Below are 17,755 nucleotides of genomic sequence, written 5' to 3'. Positions count from 1 at the left end.
AACCCACCTGTGAACTTTGGAGATAAAAAGAATGAAAAGCTTCAAACAACTGGCTCTGGCCGCAGCTGTACTCGCCGCTCCGTTCATGGCCCAGGCCGACCTCAAGGCCATGGACGACTCCGCTCTGTCCGGTGTGACCGGTCAGGACGGCATCAGCATCTCCGGTAGCTTCAACGGCAGCATCGGCAGCGTCGTCTACACCGACTCCGAAACCACTGGTGGCACCACCACCAACGGTACGCTGCGTCTGGAAACCATTTCCTTCACCGGCTTCGACATTCTCGACAGCGACCCGCTGAAGATCGACGTGATCGACGGTGGCGCTGGTGGCAACGACAAGCTGCAGATCAGCCTGCCGGCCATCACCGGCCAGCTGTCGGTCGGCGCTATCCGCGTCGGCGACTCCAGCGCCGCCAGCATCGGTTCCCTGGCCATCAACAACATGAACATGTCCGGTTCCACCATCAAGGTCTGGGGCCACTGATAGACGCGTTCATCCTGTAAGCCGGAAAGCCTCGCCGACTCTGTCGGCGGGGCCTTTCCCCGAAAAAGAGTCGAGTAGTCGGAACGGCAATGATCGAAATCCTGGTTGGCAGTTTGCTCGGTCTGTTCGGCTTCACCCAGGCGGTGGACACCAAACCGCAACCGCAAGGTGCGGTGAACATCAGCCAGCCCCTCTCGCCCAACGGCCCGTATCGCGAAACGGCCGTGGTCGAGCCGATGAGCCAGTTGCAGTTCCGCAACGTCATTCGCCAGGCGTACGACTACAGCTGCGGCTCCGCCGCGTTGACCTCGCTGCTGGACTATTACCTGGGCCGCAACCTGGAAGAACGCCAGGTGATGGAGGGCCTGCTGCGCTATGGCGAAGCCGACAAGATCGTCGAGCGCCGTGGCTTTTCGCTGCTGGACATGAAGCGCTTCGTCGGTGCCCTGGGCTACAAGAGTGGCGGCTTCCGTGCCGAATTCTCCGACCTCGACGCCCTGGAGCATCCGGCCATCGTTCCGATCCACTACGGCGGCTTCAAGCATTTCGTGGTGGTGCGCGACGTTTACAACGACCACGTGTTCGTCGCGGACCCCGCGCTGGGCAACATCAGTTTCACCCGTGCCCGTTTCGAGGAGATCTGGGACCAGAACGTCCTCTTCGTGATCTTCCCCACGGGCAATGAACCACAGAACGCCATGGCCCTCACCGAGCGCGACTTGCGCCTGGTGGACGACCGCATCGTCAGCCTGCTGGCGTTCCAAGAGTTTCCGCAGATCACCAAATTCACCCAGAACGAAATCGACGAACTGGGCTCGGGGGGCGACATCCGCTACATCCGCCGCAAGTGACACCCGCTCATAACAAGAAAGACCTGGGGATTGCACCATGGGACCAAGGGAATACGCATGGCTGGCCATGCTGGTGCTTTGTACCAGTCTGCCGCTGCACGCCGAGGAAACCTCGGTGGACGACGCGCGTGACGCGCTGAGCAAGAAGGATGACGACGCCGACAGCGCCAAGGCGCTGGAAGAGGTGTTCCAGGCCTCCGAGAAGAGCTACACCCTGCTGAAGAAAGGGGAGCGCACGCTCACCTACGGCTTCGACTATTCGCTGGTACGCGACACCCAGATCGAGACCTTCCGTACTGGCCAGAACGTCTACAGCGTGCTCAGCCAGAGCGAGGCCCAGCACACCTTCACCAACTCCTTCACCTTCGATTATGGGGTGTGGGACAACCTGACCTTCAGTGTGCGTCTGCCGTTCGTGGCCAAGTACGACACCGAGCGCGACCTGAACGTCTACAGCCTCGGCGACATCTCCGCGTCGCTGCGCTGGCAGCCCTGGGCGTCCACCCGCGGCCGCCCGGTCACCACACTGTTCGCCACCCTCGGCCTGCCCACCGGCGAGAGTCCCTACGACATCAACTCGGAGAACGACCTCTCCACCGGTAACGGCTATTACAGCCTCGGCGTGGGCGCCAACATGTCCTACGTGATCGACCCGGTCGTGCTGTTCGGCTCGGTGGGTTACACCTACAACATGCCGGTGCACGACATCCACCAGATGCGCGGCGGGCGCATCCTGCAGGACGTGGAGCCGGGCGACACCCTCAACTTCAGCATGGGCTTCGCCTACGCGCTGTCCTACGACGTGTCCCTGGCCACCTCCTACCAGATGGCCTACACGACCAAGCCGACCTACGAGTTCGGCGATGTGAACCTGGAAGGGACCGAGCAGACCAGTTCGATCATGAACTTCTCCCTCGGCCTGCGAACGTCGCCGGACTACATCGTCAACGTCAACGCCGGCTTCGGCATGACCGAGGATTCGCCCGACGTTCTCCTGGGGTTTTCCGTTCCCCTCGACATCAAAGGCCTCAAGGCCCAGTAACCGACGAGCGAACACCTCATGAGCATGCATCTTTCGCCGCTTGCGCGGGCGATCGCCGGGGTCGGTCTGTGCTGGGCGGGGCTGGCCCAGGCCCAATTGGCCAACGACCTGACCATCGGCAACCCCAAGGCCATGGCCATGGCCAACGCCATCACCGCCGATTCCTCGGGGATCGACGCCGTGCACTACAACCCGGCCGCCCTGACCAAACTCAAGGGCCGCCAGACCACGGTGAAGTTCCTCACCGGGGTGATGGACATCCGCGCCAAGTTCGAAGCCCCCGAGGACTACGGCTTCCTCGGCTTCGACGACGACCCGGTGGCCAACTCCAGCAGCCGCACCCTGACCCCGGCCATGTACCTGCCCGGCATGGGCGGCATGACCGAGGTGCCGGTGCTGTTCGCACCGCTGGCGGGCCTGTCGATCAATCCGCCGGGATCCAAGTTCACCTTCGCCACCAACGTCTACGCGCCCATGGCCCTGGGCTACTCGCGGGATTCCGACAGCGATCCGGCACGCTACCAGGGGCGTGAAGTCGCCTTGCAGCGCATCACCTACTTCTCGCCCTCGGTGGGCTACCAGGTGAACGATGAGCTGGCCGTGGGCCTGTCCGTCGGCTTCTCCCACCAGGCCATGGCGCTCAACCAGGACTTCCGCAACCCGGGCTTCCTCACCGGCTTGACGCGGCTGTTCAACGAGTTCCTCTGTCTGCCGGGGCTGGGTGAGGTCGTCTCCGGGATCATCAACGTCTGCGGTGGCAAGATCGGCCCCTTCGACACCCTGGCCAACATGGATCTCGACCTGCAACAGTCGCTGTCGCCGACCTGGAATATTGGCGTGCTCTGGGAACCCACCGACTGGTTCGCCTGGGGCGCCACCTACCAGAGCGAGGCGCGCATGCACCTGCAGGGCAAGTACCGGGTGGACTACAGCAAGCAATGGCAGGGCTTCTGGTCCGGCATGCAGTCTTCGCTGTTCGGTCAGGTGTTGAGCCCGCTGTTCCCCCTCGGCAACGTCGATGAGGAAGTCGGCAACGCGTCCCTGGACATGACTTACCCGGACAACTTCTCCACCGGCATCAAGCTCAAGCCGTTCGAGCGCTGGCAGTTCAATCTCGACCTGAAGTGGAGCGGCTACAGCGACTGGAACGAATTCGAGATCGAGTTCGACCGCGAACTGGACCTGCTGCGCATCGCCAAGAACTTCGGCGGCGGCAATGCCACCGACCGCAGCATCATCCTCGACCGCGGCTACCGCGACACCTGGAGCTGGGCACTGGGTATGCAGTACCAGTGGACCGACCGCCTTGCCGTGCGCGCCGGCTACGAGTGGCGCCCGTCGGCCATCCCCGACGACAAGGCCGATGTGCTGGCGCCGATCGGCGACGCGCACCTGTACGGACTTGGCCTGGGTTACCGCTGGGACAAGGACACCAACATCGACATCGGCTTCAACTACTTCACCACCAAGCAGAGCACCAAGGCCAACACCAGTTGCAGCCTCAACTGCACCGGCATCGACAACCTGGTCTACAACCCCTATGCCGGGCAGAACGTCGAGACTTCGGTGAAGGCTTACATCCTGGCCCTGACCTACCAGACGACCTTCTGATGAAAGCACCCATCCTGCTCCTCGCCCTGACCCTCGCCGGCGCCGCCCATGCCAGCAGCGGCCGCTACCTGACCTGGATCGACGACCAGGGCAGGGTGCACAACACCTTCGTCGATGGCCGCTACAGCGAGCAGCAGCGCCAGGCTGCCAGGCGCATCGTCCAGAGCGACCAGGCGCGCCTCAAGGATGGCGACGGCACGCTCTGGCCCGGCAATGCCAAGGCCGGCGAGAGCAAGCGGCGCTACTTCACCTGGGTGGATGCCAGCGGCAATCTGCAGAACAGCTTCTACGCGGCAGGGCAGGTGGACTCGGGGCAACGCAATTTCGTCCTGCCCAATGGCCAGCGCTCGGAAGAGTACGTCGACTCCGACGTGCTTGAAGGCCGTGGCTATTCGCGCCCGGAGCAGGGCCCGGCGTATTTCACCTGGGTCGACGAACAGGGCCGCACCCACAACTCGCCAGTGCCCGCGCGCGGCAAGGACAGCGGAGACGATGAAGAGCGGCCGGGCCCCATTGCCTACACCGAGGCGCGTGAAATGGAGTTCCAGCGCAAGACGGCGCTGTTGCCATCCCTGGACGGCCAGCCCACCGCTGCCATGAAGGCCCTGCTGGAAGGCAGCGAAGAGCAGGGTGAGGCGCTCTACCAGAGCCTGGTGGACCGCTGCTGCGGCCAGCTCCCGGATGACGCCTTCACCGAAGTGTCGGTCGAAGAGCCGCGCTTCGAGGAGCTGAACAACCTGTCGCCCAGTTTCGATTTCCCCATGGGCCGCAGTTACTACAGCGCGCTCAAACTGCCGCGCTCGCAACACAGCTACGGCCTGCGCATCCGCAGTTTCGCCAATCGTCAGGTGGTCTACCCGTCGCTGCTGTTCCTCGACGAAGCCAAGCGCCCGACACGCCTGGTGAGCGACGCCGTGTACCAGCTCCATGGCGAAACCTGGTACCGCTACGCCTTCATCGAAGGCACGGTGCAGGTCCGCGCCAACCAGGGCGAGCGCTACGTGCTGCTGCTGACTACCGATGAAGACCGCAGCCTGCAGACCCTCGACAACAAACCCTTCAAGCGCCCCCTGCAAGACCTCGCCCTGAGCGAGGCGGGGATGCAGGTGCACGAGCATGCCGACCAGGGCTCCTTCGAGCTGGCCATTGTGAAATGACAATGCCGGATTGTCGGCGGGCACCGTCCTGTAGGAGCGATTTCAATCGCGAAGGACTGCAATACAGTCCGCATTCCGATTCGCCTGCTCGGTTTCGCGAATAAATTCGCTCCCACAGAAGGCCCGCCCCTGCTAGCAGGCAACCCGCGCTATGCTGGCAGCCCCAGCGACCCGAAGCGGATTTCCTGCCATGTCCGACACCAGTGCGCTCTTCACCCGCAACACCGACGCCTACCGCGCCAATCGCCCCACCTATGACCCCGCCCTGATCACCTGGCTCAGCCAGCAGGCACCGGACCTTTCCCTGGCCTGGGATTGCGGCTGCGGTTCCGGCCAGGCGACCGTCGACCTCGCGCGGCATTTCCAGCGGGTGGTGGGAACCGATGTAAGTGCGCAGCAACTGGCCAAGGCCGAGCCTGCGGCCAACATCGACTACCGCTGCGAACCGGCGGAGCAGACCTCACTGGCCGCTGGCAGTGTGTCCCTGACCCTGGTGGCGCAAGCGCTGCACTGGTTCGACCTGGAGCGCTTCTACGCGGAAGTGCGCCGCGTGAGCCGGCCGGGCGGATTGCTGGCGGTGATTTCCTACAACCGCTCGACCATCGCGCCGGAAGTGGATGCGCTGGTCGATCACCTCTACAGCGACATCCTCGGCAGCTACTGGGCCGAAGAGCGCAAGCACGTGGAGCAGGGCTATCGCACCCTGCCGTTCCCCTTCGAACGCATCGACGTACCGCCCTTCACCCTGGATGCCGAGTGGGACCTGGCGCGGCTGCTGGGCTACCTGGAAAGCTGGTCGGCCCTCGGCACCTACAAATCCGCCCACGGCACCGACCCCCTGGACCCGTTGCGCGAACGCTTCCAGCAGGCCTGGGGCGACCCGGCCAGCACCCGCCGGGTGAGCTGGCCGTTGGTGGTGAATCTGGGCAGAGTCGCCTGACCCCTTTGTGGGGGCATGACCTCCTGTAGGGGAGATTTCAATCGCCAAGCAGGCCGAAGGTCTGCCCTGGGGACTCCCAGAGGGGCGGCTTCGCCACCCTTGGCGAATGAATTCGCCCCTACAAGGATTCCCGTCAGCTTCATCCTCAAACCGGCAAGCTCGCATCCTTCCCATTGTGCGAGGTGAAGTCCACCGACCGGTCCACCATGTTGATCGCTGCCACCAGCTGTTCGGGCTGCGAGCGGGCCGAGGCCATGGTCCACTGGTCATAGCGGTCATTGCCGATGCGCACCATGCGGATGTGCGTGGTGCGGTCGGCGTCGACCACCGGGTCCGGGTCGAAGAAGCCCAGTTTGCGGCGCAGCTTCTCCAGGTCGGTCGGGTCGCCGGTGAGGAACAGCCAGCCCGGGCCGACGTGGTGGGACTCAGCGTATTCCCTGAGGATCTCCGGTGTGTCCAGCTCAGGCTGCAGGGTGATGGAGTACATGAAGACATTCTTCCCGGCCCGGTCGCCCAACAGCTTCTGGGTGCCGCGCAGGTTGGCGGTCATGGTGGGGCAGAGGCCGCCGCACATCGTGTACATCATGTTGAAGGCCACCACCTTGTCACGCATGAGGTCGTCGTAGAGCTTCACCCGTTTGCCCTGGTGCGTGTAGAGCGTGAGGTTGGGGAAGTAGCGGGCGCCGAAGCTGTCGCCCTCGGCGTACTCGGGCTCCGGGGCGGCCCAGTTGCGGCCCACCAGGCCGGTGCCCAGCGCGGCCAGGCCCGCGGCAGCCATACCGGCGCCGAACAGCAGGTTTCTGCGAGTGTTCATCTGGCATCTCCAGTAACGATCAAGGGTTGGCTGTGATCAGCTGACGCCGCACCCGGCCGGCGGTTCGGGCGGCGTGTCATCCTCGATGTCCCAGCGCAACATCATGCCGTGGTCCTCGTGGATCACGTTGTGGCAGTGCATGACGTACTTGCCGGTGAAATCGCGGAAGCGCAGGAACACCCTGACCGTCTCGTCCTTGCCGAGCACAAAGACGTCCTTGCGCCCTCGCTCGTGTTGCGGAATGGCCACCGGCACGCCCTTGACCGCCTTGCTGAGGATGCGGCCCTCCTCGAAGTGGATATGCACCGGGTGCTGCCAGCCGCCGCTTTCGTTGACCAGCTCCCAGATCTCGCACTCGCCCTTGTCGATCTTCGCGCTGGTGTCGAGGATGTTCTCCGGCTTGCCATTGATCGCCCATTCACCGCCCTTGCGGTCGAACACCCAGCGGCGCACCTTGGCCCGTGCGATTTCCTCGTCGCACAGTGGGCGCAGTGGCCGCAGCACGTCGGGCACCTGGCTGAGGTCCTGTTCAGGCGGGTCGCGGTCCACCAGCAGCTTGAGCACCTTGGTACCGGAGCCCTCCACCTTGTCCGGGCCCCTGGTGGTGTCCTGGATCAGGCGGTTTGTCAGGAACAGCTCGGTGCCGACGGGGTACTTGGAGAAATCCACCACCAGGTCCGCGCGTTCGGCAACACCCAGGTGCACCTTGCCCATGTTGCGGATAGGTGCGGGCAGCAGGTTGCCGTCGTTGGCGATGTAGGTGAAGGTCTGCGCCTTGCCCTTGCTGTCATTCAGGTAGAACTCGTAGAAGCGCGACGGGCCGGCGTTGAGCAGGCGCAGCCGGTATTTGCGACGGGCCACCCGCAGCACCGGTTCGATCTTGCCGTTGACCAGGATCTTGTCGCCCAGGGTGCCGTCGGGGCTGAAACGGTCGAAGACGAGCTGGCCCCTCGCGTCGAAGCGCATGTCGTTGAAGCTCAGCATGTAGTCATACGGGTAGCTGGGCAGGCGCAGGGCCTCGGGGCTCGGGTCCTTCTCGTTACCCGAGTCGAGAGGGTCGAAGAGGACGTAGAAACCGAACATCCCGCGCACCACGTTCTGCGAGGTGGCCTGCCAGGTGTGGTCGTGGAACCACAGGGTGCCGAGGGCTTCGCGGTAGTCGCCGATGCCGTTCTGCATCTCGTCCAGGCCGGCGTAGACGTTGGGGTAGAAGTGGTCCTTGTACTCGCCCTTGTAGTCCAGGGTCAGGCCCTGCTTGTTGGCGCTGAAGAAGTCACCCGGAAAGCCGTCACTTTCCGAAGGGCAGTGCAGGTTGTGCAGGTGCACCGAAATGTAGGGGACGCCGACGCCAACATGATCCTTGGGCAGCTTGCAGTGGAAGCGGCAGAGCACCGGCTGGCCATAGCGGGCGAAGATGACCGGGCTGAAGCTGTCTGGCGTGGAGTCGGCGGCACGGTAGCTCCAGACCTTGATTTCGGGCAGGTCGGGGTGAGCCTTCCAGGGGCGCTCCACCACATTGATTTCGTACAGGGTCGGGTTGGTGCCCAGCTGGTCGTAGCGCTGGTGCGGCTTGCGCCCGCATTCGCCGTGTTCTGCGTCGGGGGTCGCGGTAGGCGGGACCACCTGGACGCCATCGGCGCCATGCAGGTCGCTGACCGGGTTCAGCGGGCTCATCTGGTTGGGAAGGAATTCCTTCCAGGGCGTGGTTCTCGGGCTGGTGACTTCCGAGGTGTCGCTATCCTTGGCCTGGCTGTCGCGTTCCGTGAGCAGCAAGGGCAGGGCGCTGGCGGCAGCGGACCATTTGAGGAAAGCGCGGCGGTTGGTGCTGGCGAGGGTCTGTTCTGATTGATGGTTCGCGTCGTCGGTGTTATTCCGGGCGACAAGCGAGGTTCCCCTGGAATTCAAGCGAAAGGTCTTCACGGCTGCGGTCCTCCACAGCTTGATGGACAGTGAGATTTCGATCGCTCTGACTGCTCCTGGAGCACCTCGCACCGGTTGGCCTTATTGGCTCTGTAGTGATTTCCGGTCGAAGTCTGTACTGCGCTCTACAAGCAGGTTGAAACAAACTTATAGGAGGCGATTGCCGGGTGCCATCATTCATCCAGGTGAAAACCGCCCCTGGCGGACTGGCGGCCAAAGAAGCGTCATGAACGGTTAAAAAATTCATATGGATTAATGACTTGGCACTTCAGTACGAGCGGTCTTGGGATTTGCTGGAAATTTGACGTTGCGTGGGAGGAAACATGCACCAGGTTTCACGGTTCGCGGTGGTCGAGGGGCTGGACGCAGAACGCCAACTGTTGGAACGCATCCAGCAGGGCGAGCAGGAGTGCGGGTTGCTGCTGTGGCGGCCACAGGAGGCGGCGCTGGTCATGCCGCAACGAATGAGCCGCTTGGCGGGTTTCGCAGAGGCCGAGGCCGAATGCCGGGCACTGGGCTGGCCGGTGGCCCTGCGCGACAGCGGCGGCGAACCGGTACCGCAATCGCCCGCCGTGCTGAATGTGGCGCTGGCCTACGCCTTGCCGCCTCGCGAGAGCGAAATGACCCGTATCGAAAATGCCTATCTGCGGCTCTGCCATCCGATGCTCGACTGGTTGGCGGGCATGGGGCTGGAGGGAGGGCTGGGTGAAGTGGACGGCGCCTTCTGCGACGGTCGCTACAACGTCACCCTGGCGTCGCGAAAACTGGTCGGCACCGCACAACGCTGGCGACGCCGCAAGGGTGATAGCCGCCATGTGGTACTGGCCCACGCCGCGGTACTGATGGAAAACCAGCGCGAGCCCATGGTCGAGGTGGTTAATGCGTTCTATCAGGGATGCGGCCTCGATGCCCGTGTGCGCGCCAGCAGCCATATCGCCCTGGATGAATGCGTAGGGCAGGTCTGGAGCCGCCTGGACCCGCTGCGCGAGTGCTATCGCCGGACGTTGGCGGAGGCGGGGTTGGAGTTGGTGTGAATGGGGCGGGTGGCCGGACCTTTGGTCGGCAAATGGAATTGATTCACATCTGTGAGCAAATATCGCTTGACCAAAAAATGAGAATCATTATTATTCACCTCACTGGCCTCGCGGCCAGCTGGATAAGCTGACAAGCCCAGATTTCGGACTCATCAGATTATCTCCTCATCAGGCTAATCACGGTTATTGACCCGGCAAATTGCCGGGTCTTTTTTTGCCTGCGATTTATGCCGGGCTGCCGAGAAACCTTTGCAGGGGCGCCGTTGGTTGGTCCGAGGAACGAGGCCCAACAGCAGACTTCCGCGAATCGTTGGGTTTCGCTGCGCTCTACACCAACCTACGGGAGGTTTGTGTGAGGCGTCGGCACTCATTTGTAGGGGCGAATTCATTCGCCAAGCAGGCCGCAGGTCTGCCCATCGGATTTGCAGGGATCAATGCCCCTTCGCCTTCCTGATCCGCAGGACAATTGCGCCCAGGATCAACGCCACCACCGGCGTCATCACCAGGATCGCCGTCTTCGGCGACACATCCAGTCCGAGGGTGTGCAGGCCGCCGTAGAACAGCTTGAACAGGCTCAGCAGGTAGTAGCTGATGGCAATGATCGACAGGCCTTCCACCGCCTTCTGGATCTTGATCTGGGTATCGGCGCGGGCGTTCAGGCTGCGCAGGATTTCCGAGTTCTGTTCTTCCACTTCCACATTGACCCGTGCCCGCAGCAGGTCACTGAGGTTCGCCACGCTCTGGCCCAGGCGCACCAGACGCTGGTCGGTGGCGGCGCAGTAGCGCACCGTGGGGCGGAAGCGCCGTTCGATGAACACCCCCAGGCGCTGGCATTCGTCGATGTGGGATTCACGCAGCTCGTTGATGCGCTCGAATACGATTTGCGCGTAGGCCTCCGTGGCGCTGAAGCGCTGGCGGGTGCGGGCGGTGCTGCGCACGATGCGGGCGGAGAGGGCGGCGATATCCGTCGACAGCTCCTTGGCGCTGCCCTTGCCCTCGGCATTGCGGTCGGAGAGGTTGGTCAGCTCCTTGTCGTACTCCTTCAACTGCAGGCTCACCGCCTGGGCCACCGGCAGGGTGAGGGAGGCCATCATGCGGTAGGTCTCGATTTCCAGCAGGCGGCGGATCATCCGGCCCAGGCGGTAGGCATTGAGCCGACGGTTGACCAGCAGGATACGGTTGACGCCGCCCTCGGTGAGGCGGAAGTCCGACCAGGCGATGGCATCGCCGCCGCCCAGGGTGGACCCGGAAGGGTCCTTGAAGCCGTAGGCCGCCGTGTCACCCGCCCAGTGCGCATCCGACTCCACCAGCACCTGGTCGGCATTGATCAGCAGATTGCGGTGCTCGCTCACCAGGCTTTCCAGCGCTTCCGGCAGCGGCGGCCAATACGGGTCGCCCGGCGCACGCGGCACCACCAGGGTGAGGGTGAAGAACTCGGTATGGCGTTCCCATTTCAGGGTGTTCTCGCCCATTCGCAGCAGGCCTTGCGAGCCATTGCTGGCCAGTGGCGCGTCGGCAGCCTGGTTGAGGCGATCCACCAGGGCGTCGCAGACGTCCTCGGCATCGGAAAAGGCGAAGTGATAGACGTTGGCCGGATCCCGGAAGTAGATCGACGGCCGCGAGTGCAGCTCGTTGTGCAGCGCTTTGCGAAGTGGATGCATGGGGACTTCTGTGGGCAGGGAGGTTTTCTTCGATGACGCGACCTGCCTGGGCGGCGGTCACACTTGCGCTGCTGGAAAACTGAAGTGCCACCGACCAGTCAGGACGGATAGTCCTTCAGGCCGGTGGCGACGGGGAGTGGCGGACAGGCCGCCCAAGAGCGCGTCAGGGCCTTGTGAGCCCTAGGCGCGAAACTGCTGCATCAGCCCCTGCTGATGGTTGGCCAGGTCATTGAGCTGGCGACTGACCTGCGCCGACTGCTCGGCCTGGCCGGACAGGGATTCGGTCACGTCGCGGATGGCCTCGACGTTGCGGTTGATTTCATCTGCGACGCTGCTTTGCTCCTCGGCGGCACTGGCGATCTGCAAATTCATTTCGGTAATCAAATTGACCGCGTGGCCGATGCGTTCCAGCGCGGTGACCGCCTGCTGCACCTGGCTGACGTTTTCCTGGGCCAGGCCGTGGCTGCCTTGCATGGCCTGGGTCACATCGCGGGTACCGTTCTGCAGGTCGTCGATCACTTGGCGGATCTCTTCCACCGAGTCCTGGGTGCGGCGCGCCAGGCTGCGCACCTCGTCGGCCACCACGGCGAAGCCGCGTCCGGCATCGCCGGCGCGGGCCGCTTCGATGGCGGCGTTCAAGGCCAGCAGGTTGGTTTGCCCGGCGATGGAGAGGATCACCTCCAGCACCGAACCGATCTGCTCGCTGCTCTGGGCCAGTGTCTGAAGCTGGGCCATGGCTTCACTCATGTCCCGCGCCTGCGCATGGATGGCGTTGGTGGTGCGAGTGATCACGTCCAGGCCTTCGCGGCTGGCCTGGTCAGCATTGCGCGCGGCGTCGGCAGCCTGCGCCGCGCTCTGGGCCGAGGCGTTGGCCGTCGCGGACATTTCATGGAGGGCAGTGGCGACCTGATCGATCTCGCGGAACTGTTGCTGCATGCCTTCACTGGTCTGGCGGGCGATCAACGCTGACTGGTCGGCGGTGTCGCGGGCGTCTCGCACCGAACCCTGGACCTTGGCGATCACCGGTTGCAGCTTGTCGAGGAAGCGATTGAAGGCCAGCGCCAGGCGGCCCAACTCGTCGCGCCGGACGTAGGTCAGGCGCCGGGTGAGATCGCCTTCACCGTCAGCAATGTTTTCCAGCATGGCGGCCAGGCGCAGCAGCGGGCGGGTGACGCCGCGGGCGGCCAGCCAGATCATGGCAACTCCGAGCAGCGCCGCGACGGAGCCAAGGGTGAACTCCAGCGCCGAGCTTTGCAGGCGCTCGTCGTCCATCTGCACCTTCAAGGCTTCGGCAGGTGCCAGCAGCACTCGTTGCGGCACGCCCAGCAGCACGCCCCAAGGCTTGGCGCCGGCGATAGGGGAGAGCGGCTCCAGTACGCTGATCTGGCCCTTGTCGATGAACGCATGGGGTTCGTTGCGGCCGAGAAAGTCCAGCACCCCGGTTGCCTGCTCCGGCAGCACGGATTGCAGGCGTTTTCCCAGCTGGGCCGCGTCCTGGCTGTGACCGGCGACCACGCCCGACGGGCTGATGATGCTGACGCGACCGTTGCCTTCATAGAGCTCGCGGCTACTGGCCAGGGCGTCCTGCTGCAGGCTGTCGAGGCTGATATCCAGGCCGATCACCGCCAGCACCTTGCCGTTCTCCAGCAGCGGGAAGGCGACGCTGGTGACCAGCTTGCGGCTGCCCGAAGACTCGTCGAAGTAGGGCTCCAGCAAGCACAGTTGCCCGCTGTCTCGCGGGCAGGTGAAGAACGCGTTGAAGGGCGCGCCACTGGGACCGGGGGCAGTATCGGCCAGCAGCTTTTCGTCGCCTGGCACGGCTTGCAACTCGCCCGGCTTGGCTTGCAGCCAGTACAGCGCGAAGCGCCCGGCGTCGTTGCTGCCGAGGTCGCCGCGGCCTTTGAACTCGGCGTCACGACCATCGAGGGCATCGGGCTGGAAGATCAGGAACAGGCCGAGCAGTTCGGGGCGCTGCTCGACAGCCTTGCGCAGTTCGCCGGCCAGTTCGGACCGCAGGGTTTCGGAATTGATTTCGCCACGGGCGGCGCGTTCACGCAGGTAGAGCAGGTGCCGCGCGAGGCCCAGGCCGTATTCGTGGGTGCGGGTGAAGCTGCGCTGGATCTGCAGGGCCTGTACCTTGCCCTGGGCCTGCAGGTTGAGGCGCGCGGCTTCGGCCAGCATGGCTCCACTGGAATCCTTGACCCGTTCGGTACTGGCACGGGTCTGGTAGAGCGACAGGCCAACCAGCAGGCCCACCACCAGGATCAGGCAGAGGCTCGCCAGCAGGGTGATCTTGCTTTGGATGCTGAGGCTGGGGCTGGACATGGGACACAATCGCGAAAGGAACCGGGGCGTTGCCGCCCCGGTTGGGTTCAGAAGGTGGTGACGAACACCAACTGGCTGTAGAGGTTGCTGTCGTTGCTACCGAGCTGGGTGCCGCCTTCTTCCGCGCTGCGGTCAGGCTTGTAGAGGCCGACCAGGGGCATGACGATCAGGTTGTCGCTCACCGCCCACTCGGCGTAGAGGTCCAGTTCGCGGCCGTCGGTATTGCCCAGGTCGCGGTCCAGGGTGTTGAAGTCGAACCACAGGGCGCCGAGGCTCAGGTTTTCCAGCGGCGACACCTTGAAGGCGACGTGGTGGACCTGGGTGTTGGTGTTGAACGGGCCGGCGTAGTTGGCCGCCACCTCACCCTGGAACCAGGTGCCGTAGCCACGGCTGAAACCGGTGAACAGGGCGTCGTAACCTTCCGAGAAACGGCTGTAGCGGTAGCTGACGTACGGGCTCCAGGTCACATCGGAGAAGGTCCAGCCGGCTTCCAGGTACCAGGCGTTCTCGTCGTCGACGTTCTTCTTGTCCTGCCAGGCGTATTCACCGGAGAGGAACAGGTTTTCCACCCCGGCGTTGCCCTGGCCGCGCACGCTGTAGGTCTTCATGCCGTCGCGCTCGGCCTGGAAGGGCGATGCGAATTCTTCGTCGACATCGCTGATGTCGATGGCGGTCAGGCCCAGGGTGCCGGCTTCGGACACATGCTCCAGGTTGCCGACCACCATCTCGGTCTTGGCCTGGGCGCGGTTGTCGGATTTCAGCCACATCAGGTCGCCGCGCAGGCCGTCCTTGCCGCCGAGACGCAGTACGGCGGTCTGGTCGAATGCCTTGCGTGCAGCCAGCCAGTAGGCGCCACCGCGGTTGAACTCGCCATCGGCAAGGCCGTTGCCGAGGTTCAGGGCATCGCCGTTGATGAGGAAGCCGTCGCCGATCATGACGTTCTGGCGGCCGAAGGAGAAGTCCACGCCGTCTTCGCCCAGTGCCTCGATCAACTGGCCGGAACGCCAGCCGAGGTAGGCGTCTTCGATCTTGGTGGTGCGCTCGGAACCATCGGTGAAGCCCGCCGCGTCACCGTCACCCCAGGTGCCCGAGCTGAGCATGTTGAAAGCGCCGTAGCTGGTGCCGGCCCCCGCCAGCCCCTGGTCGAAACTGATGCCGTACTTGGCATAACCCTCGCGCCAGGACGACGAACCCTCGCTCTTCGAGCCAGCGATGGCGTAGTTCTCCTGGCTATGGAAGAAGCCGTACACGGCCTCCAGGGTAGCGTTCAGGTGAGTGTCGTCGTCGGCGTACAGCTCATAGGCGCCCGCCTGGGTAGCGGCGCCCACCAGCAGCGCGAGAGTGGAGAGTCGGAACAGGTTCGACCGGGACATCGCAATGCTTCCTTTTTCTTGATATTGGCAGGGGAGCGTTTCTGCGTTCGGATACTAAGGAGTTGCCGAGTGCCGGCCTTGTGCCTGCTTGCCAAGGGCTTGAGCCTGCGTGCCAGATTCGGAATGGGGCGTAATCATTCGCCAGGCAGGCCACAGGTTTGCAGGGGGCAGCTTCGCCGCCCTTGGCGATTGAAATCGCCCCTACAAGGTGAGGGGGCGTCGCGATTTCTGTGGGAGCGAATTTATTCGCGAATGGGCGGCGCAGCTGTCCCAGGGCAGATCTTCGATTTGCATCGCGATTGAAATCGCTCCCACAAGTGAGCGAGTCCGAGTGTGTAGGGGCGAATTCATTCGCCAAGCGGGACGCAGTCCCGCCGAGCGGGCAAAAAAAACCGGCCCTAAGGCCGGTCATAAACTCACGCAGCGACTCGGTTCACACCGCCTCGGGGCGTTTCAGCACCAGGGTGAGGATGTCATAGCTGGCGACCAGTTCGCCGAGCTGGTTGGTCACTTCCACGTCCCAGGCCACCACGCCTTGCGGCTCGCCCTTCGGGCTCTTCTTGCCCTGGTCGATCTTGCGCTTGCAGGTCAGGCGAGCCTGGATGGTGTCGCCGATGCCCACCGGGGTGATGAAGCGCAGGCTGTCCAGGCCGTAGTTGGCCAGTACCGGGCCGGGGGCCGGGGAGACGAACAGGCCGGCGGCGGCCGACAGCACGAAATAGCCGTGGGCGATGCGCTTGCCGAACTGGGATTCCTTGGCGGCGAGCTCATCGAAGTGCATGTAGAAGTGGTCGCCTGACAGGCAGCCGAAGTTGACGATGTCGGCCTCGGTCACGGTGCGGCGGTGGGTCAGCAGAGATTCGCCGATCTGCAGCTCGTCGAAGTAGCGACGGAACGGGTGCACTTCGGTCTCGATCACCTTGGCGCCGCGCACGTATTCGCGGGTCACGGCAGCCAGCATGGTGGGCGAACCCTGGACTGCGGTGCGTTGCAGGTAGTGCTTCACCGCGCGCAGGCCACCCAGCTCTTCACCACCACCGGCGCGGCCTGGGCCGCCGTGCTTGAGTACCGGCAGCGGCGAGCCGTGGCCAGTGGATTCGGCGGCGGATTCGCGGTCGAGGATGTGCAGGCGGCCGTGCAGGGCGGCGGCTTGCGGTACCACGCGGGCGGCGACGGCCGGGTCCTTGGTGACCAGGCTGGCCACCAGGCTGCCCTTGCCACGGGCGGCCAGGGCGATGGCTTCGTCGATGTCGTCGTAGGCCATCAGGGTGCTCACCGGGCCGAAGGCCTCGATGTCGTGGGCGCCGCCTTCGGCGTGCGGGTCACGGGAGCGCAGCAGGGTCGGGGCGAAGAAGGCACCTTCGTTCACGCCGTCGCCGCGCGGGGCGAAACCGTCGCGGGCACCGAACAGCAGGTCGCTGCTGGCCAGCAGGGCGTCCAGGCGCTCGGCCACGTCGGCCTGCTGGGCGTGGGAGGCCAGGGCGCCCATCTTCACGCCTTCCACGGCCGGGTCGCCGACCACCACCTTGGACAGGCGATCACGCAGGCGTTCGGCCACGGCGTCGATGTGTTTGGCGGGAACGATGGCACGGCGGATGGCGGTGCACTTCTGGCCGGCCTTGACGGTCATCTCGCGGGCCACTTCCTTGACGAAGAGGTCGAACTCCGGATCGTCCGGGGTGATTTCCGGGGCGAGGATGGCGCAGTTCAACGAGTCCGCTTCAGCGTTGAAGGGCACGGAGTTGCGAATCAGGTTGGCATTGACGCGAAGCTTGGCGGCGGTGTCGGCGGAACCGGTGAAGGTCACCACGTCCTGGCCTTGCAGGCGGTCCAGCAGGTCGCCGGTGCTGCCGATGATCAATTGCAGGCTGCCTTCCGGGAGCAGGCCGGATTCGTGCATCAGGCGTACGGCGGCTTCGGTCAGGTAGCTGGTAGCGGTGGCCGGCTTGACGATGCAGGGCATGCCGGCGAGGAAGCTGGGGGCGAACTTTTCCAGCATCCCCCAGATGGGGAAGTTGAAGGCGTTGATGTGCACGGCCAGGCCGCCGCGCGGCACCAGGATGTGGGTACCGGCGAAGGTGCCTTGCTTGCCCAGCGGCATGGCCGGGCCTTCGTGGACGATGTTGCCCGACGGCAGCTCGCGGGCGCCGACGCCGGCATAGCTGAACAGGGTGGCGGCGCCGCCCTCGATGTCGATCCAGCTGTCGGCGCGGGTGGCGCCGCTGTGGCGGGACATCGTGTAGAGCTGTTCCTTGTGCTCGGTCAGGTACAGCGCCAGGGCCTTGAGGCGCGCCGCGCGCTGCTGGAAGTCCATGGCCATGAGGCTGGCGATTCCGCGCTTGCGGCCATGTTCGACGGCTTCGGAGAAGTCCAGGGCTTCCTCGTGGGTGCGGAAGAGGGTGCTGCCGTCGATGGCACTGCGCAATCCCTGGGAACCGTGTTGGCCGATCCAGCGGCCGCCGATGAAGCTTTGCAGCGTGGGGGCGTTACTCATGAGGAAATCTCCGTGAAGGGGGACCGGCGCAGAGCACCGGCGTTCATTC

General features: G+C 64.3%; 13 protein-coding genes. 7 read left to right on the top strand and 6 right to left on the bottom strand.

The window, feature by feature from the left end; translation table 11 throughout:
- The first annotated feature begins 31 nt into the window (after positions 1 to 31).
- The 6 genes from E8E91_RS13815 to E8E91_RS13790 all read left to right on the top strand — a co-directional run bounded on the left by E8E91_RS13815 (position 32) and on the right by E8E91_RS13790 (position 6,085).
- Positions 32 to 484, top strand: a complete 453-nt coding sequence (locus E8E91_RS13815; protein WP_280376221.1) for a DUF6160 family protein — start codon at positions 32 to 34, stop codon at positions 482 to 484.
- An 89-nt stretch (positions 485 to 573) separates the two neighbouring features.
- Entirely contained in the window at positions 574 to 1,335 is a 762-nt protein-coding gene (locus tag E8E91_RS13810) for a C39 family peptidase (RefSeq protein WP_190828061.1), read from the top strand.
- A gap of 67 nt (positions 1,336 to 1,402) precedes the next feature.
- Positions 1,403 to 2,377 carry a transporter gene (locus E8E91_RS13805; protein ID WP_280376257.1) on the top strand — a complete coding sequence of 325 codons (975 nt, stop codon included), beginning with the start codon at positions 1,403 to 1,405 and terminating at the stop codon, positions 2,375 to 2,377.
- A gap of 18 nt (positions 2,378 to 2,395) precedes the next feature.
- Positions 2,396 to 3,988: an outer membrane protein transport protein gene (locus E8E91_RS13800; protein ID WP_280376220.1), complete on the top strand. Its 1,593-nt coding sequence runs from the start codon at positions 2,396 to 2,398 to the stop codon at positions 3,986 to 3,988.
- Positions 3,988 to 5,145 (top strand): MalM family protein, encoded by a 1,158-nt coding sequence (locus E8E91_RS13795; protein WP_280376219.1) that lies wholly within the window; start codon positions 3,988 to 3,990, stop codon positions 5,143 to 5,145. Before E8E91_RS13800 ends, E8E91_RS13795 begins: the two co-directional genes overlap by 1 nt.
- A gap of 190 nt (positions 5,146 to 5,335) precedes the next feature.
- Positions 5,336 to 6,085: a class I SAM-dependent methyltransferase gene (locus E8E91_RS13790; RefSeq protein WP_280376218.1), complete on the top strand. Its 750-nt coding sequence runs from the start codon at positions 5,336 to 5,338 to the stop codon at positions 6,083 to 6,085.
- 145 nt (positions 6,086 to 6,230) lie between these two features.
- On the opposite strand, the gene E8E91_RS13785 is transcribed toward E8E91_RS13790, so the two are convergent.
- Positions 6,231 to 6,899 carry an SCO family protein gene (locus tag E8E91_RS13785; protein WP_280376217.1) on the bottom strand — a complete coding sequence of 223 codons (669 nt, stop codon included), beginning with the start codon at positions 6,897 to 6,899 and terminating at the stop codon, positions 6,231 to 6,233.
- A 36-nt stretch (positions 6,900 to 6,935) separates the two neighbouring features.
- Complete coding sequence (locus tag E8E91_RS13780) at positions 6,936 to 8,819, bottom strand: multicopper oxidase domain-containing protein (RefSeq protein WP_280376216.1); 1,884 nt, start codon at positions 8,817 to 8,819, stop codon at positions 6,936 to 6,938.
- A gap of 323 nt (positions 8,820 to 9,142) precedes the next feature.
- Here E8E91_RS13780 and E8E91_RS13775 point away from each other — a divergent pair, with 323 nt between their 5' ends.
- Positions 9,143 to 9,853 carry a lipoate--protein ligase family protein gene (locus tag E8E91_RS13775; protein WP_280376215.1) on the top strand — a complete coding sequence of 237 codons (711 nt, stop codon included), beginning with the start codon at positions 9,143 to 9,145 and terminating at the stop codon, positions 9,851 to 9,853.
- Positions 9,854 to 10,284: 431 nt separating this feature from the next.
- Here the strand turns inward: E8E91_RS13775 and E8E91_RS13770 are convergent, their stop codons facing one another.
- The 4 genes from E8E91_RS13770 to paaZ form a co-directional block, all read right to left on the bottom strand.
- Positions 10,285 to 11,514, bottom strand: coding sequence for a DUF3422 domain-containing protein (locus E8E91_RS13770; RefSeq protein ID WP_280376214.1), 1,230 nt, complete (start codon positions 11,512 to 11,514; stop codon positions 10,285 to 10,287).
- 180 nt (positions 11,515 to 11,694) lie between these two features.
- On the bottom strand, positions 11,695 to 13,839 hold the full coding sequence (locus E8E91_RS13765; protein ID WP_280376213.1) for a methyl-accepting chemotaxis protein: 2,145 nt from the start codon (positions 13,837 to 13,839) through the stop codon (positions 11,695 to 11,697).
- A 47-nt stretch (positions 13,840 to 13,886) separates the two neighbouring features.
- Complete coding sequence (locus E8E91_RS13760) at positions 13,887 to 15,212, bottom strand: hypothetical protein (RefSeq protein ID WP_280376212.1); 1,326 nt, start codon at positions 15,210 to 15,212, stop codon at positions 13,887 to 13,889.
- Between the two features lie 433 nt (positions 15,213 to 15,645).
- Positions 15,646 to 17,706 carry a phenylacetic acid degradation bifunctional protein PaaZ gene (gene paaZ, locus E8E91_RS13755; protein WP_280376211.1) on the bottom strand — a complete coding sequence of 687 codons (2,061 nt, stop codon included), beginning with the start codon at positions 17,704 to 17,706 and terminating at the stop codon, positions 15,646 to 15,648.
- Positions 17,707 to 17,755: the final 49 nt, after the last annotated feature.

The sequence above is a fragment of the Pseudomonas sp. BN515 genome (genome assembly GCF_029873155.1).
Classification (GTDB): Bacteria; Pseudomonadota; Gammaproteobacteria; order Pseudomonadales; family Pseudomonadaceae; genus Metapseudomonas.
The sequence above is the reverse complement of the archived record's forward strand: the minus strand, read 5'-3'. Positions and strand labels throughout refer to the sequence as shown.

Bases quoted from the DNA above. Each gene is read 5' to 3' on its own strand.
- E8E91_RS13800 (WP_280376220.1), top strand. From the start codon at position 2,396: ATGAGCATGCATCTTTCGCCGCTTGCGCGGGCGATCGCCGGGGTCGGT.
- E8E91_RS13765 (WP_280376213.1), bottom strand. From the start codon at position 13,839: ATGTCCAGCCCCAGCCTCAGCATCCAAAGCAAGATCACCCTGCTGGCG.
- paaZ (WP_280376211.1), bottom strand. From the start codon at position 17,706: ATGAGTAACGCCCCCACGCTGCAAAGCTTCATCGGCGGCCGCTGGATC.
- E8E91_RS13815 (WP_280376221.1), top strand. From the start codon at position 32: ATGAAAAGCTTCAAACAACTGGCTCTGGCCGCAGCTGTACTCGCCGCT.
- E8E91_RS13795 (WP_280376219.1), top strand. From the start codon at position 3,988: ATGAAAGCACCCATCCTGCTCCTCGCCCTGACCCTCGCCGGCGCCGCC.
- E8E91_RS13805 (WP_280376257.1), top strand. From the start codon at position 1,403: ATGCTGGTGCTTTGTACCAGTCTGCCGCTGCACGCCGAGGAAACCTCG.
- E8E91_RS13810 (WP_190828061.1), top strand. From the start codon at position 574: ATGATCGAAATCCTGGTTGGCAGTTTGCTCGGTCTGTTCGGCTTCACC.
- E8E91_RS13775 (WP_280376215.1), top strand. From the start codon at position 9,143: ATGCACCAGGTTTCACGGTTCGCGGTGGTCGAGGGGCTGGACGCAGAA.
- E8E91_RS13770 (WP_280376214.1), bottom strand. From the start codon at position 11,514: ATGCATCCACTTCGCAAAGCGCTGCACAACGAGCTGCACTCGCGGCCG.
- E8E91_RS13790 (WP_280376218.1), top strand. From the start codon at position 5,336: ATGTCCGACACCAGTGCGCTCTTCACCCGCAACACCGACGCCTACCGC.
- E8E91_RS13760 (WP_280376212.1), bottom strand. From the start codon at position 15,212: ATGTCCCGGTCGAACCTGTTCCGACTCTCCACTCTCGCGCTGCTGGTG.
- E8E91_RS13785 (WP_280376217.1), bottom strand. From the start codon at position 6,899: ATGAACACTCGCAGAAACCTGCTGTTCGGCGCCGGTATGGCTGCCGCG.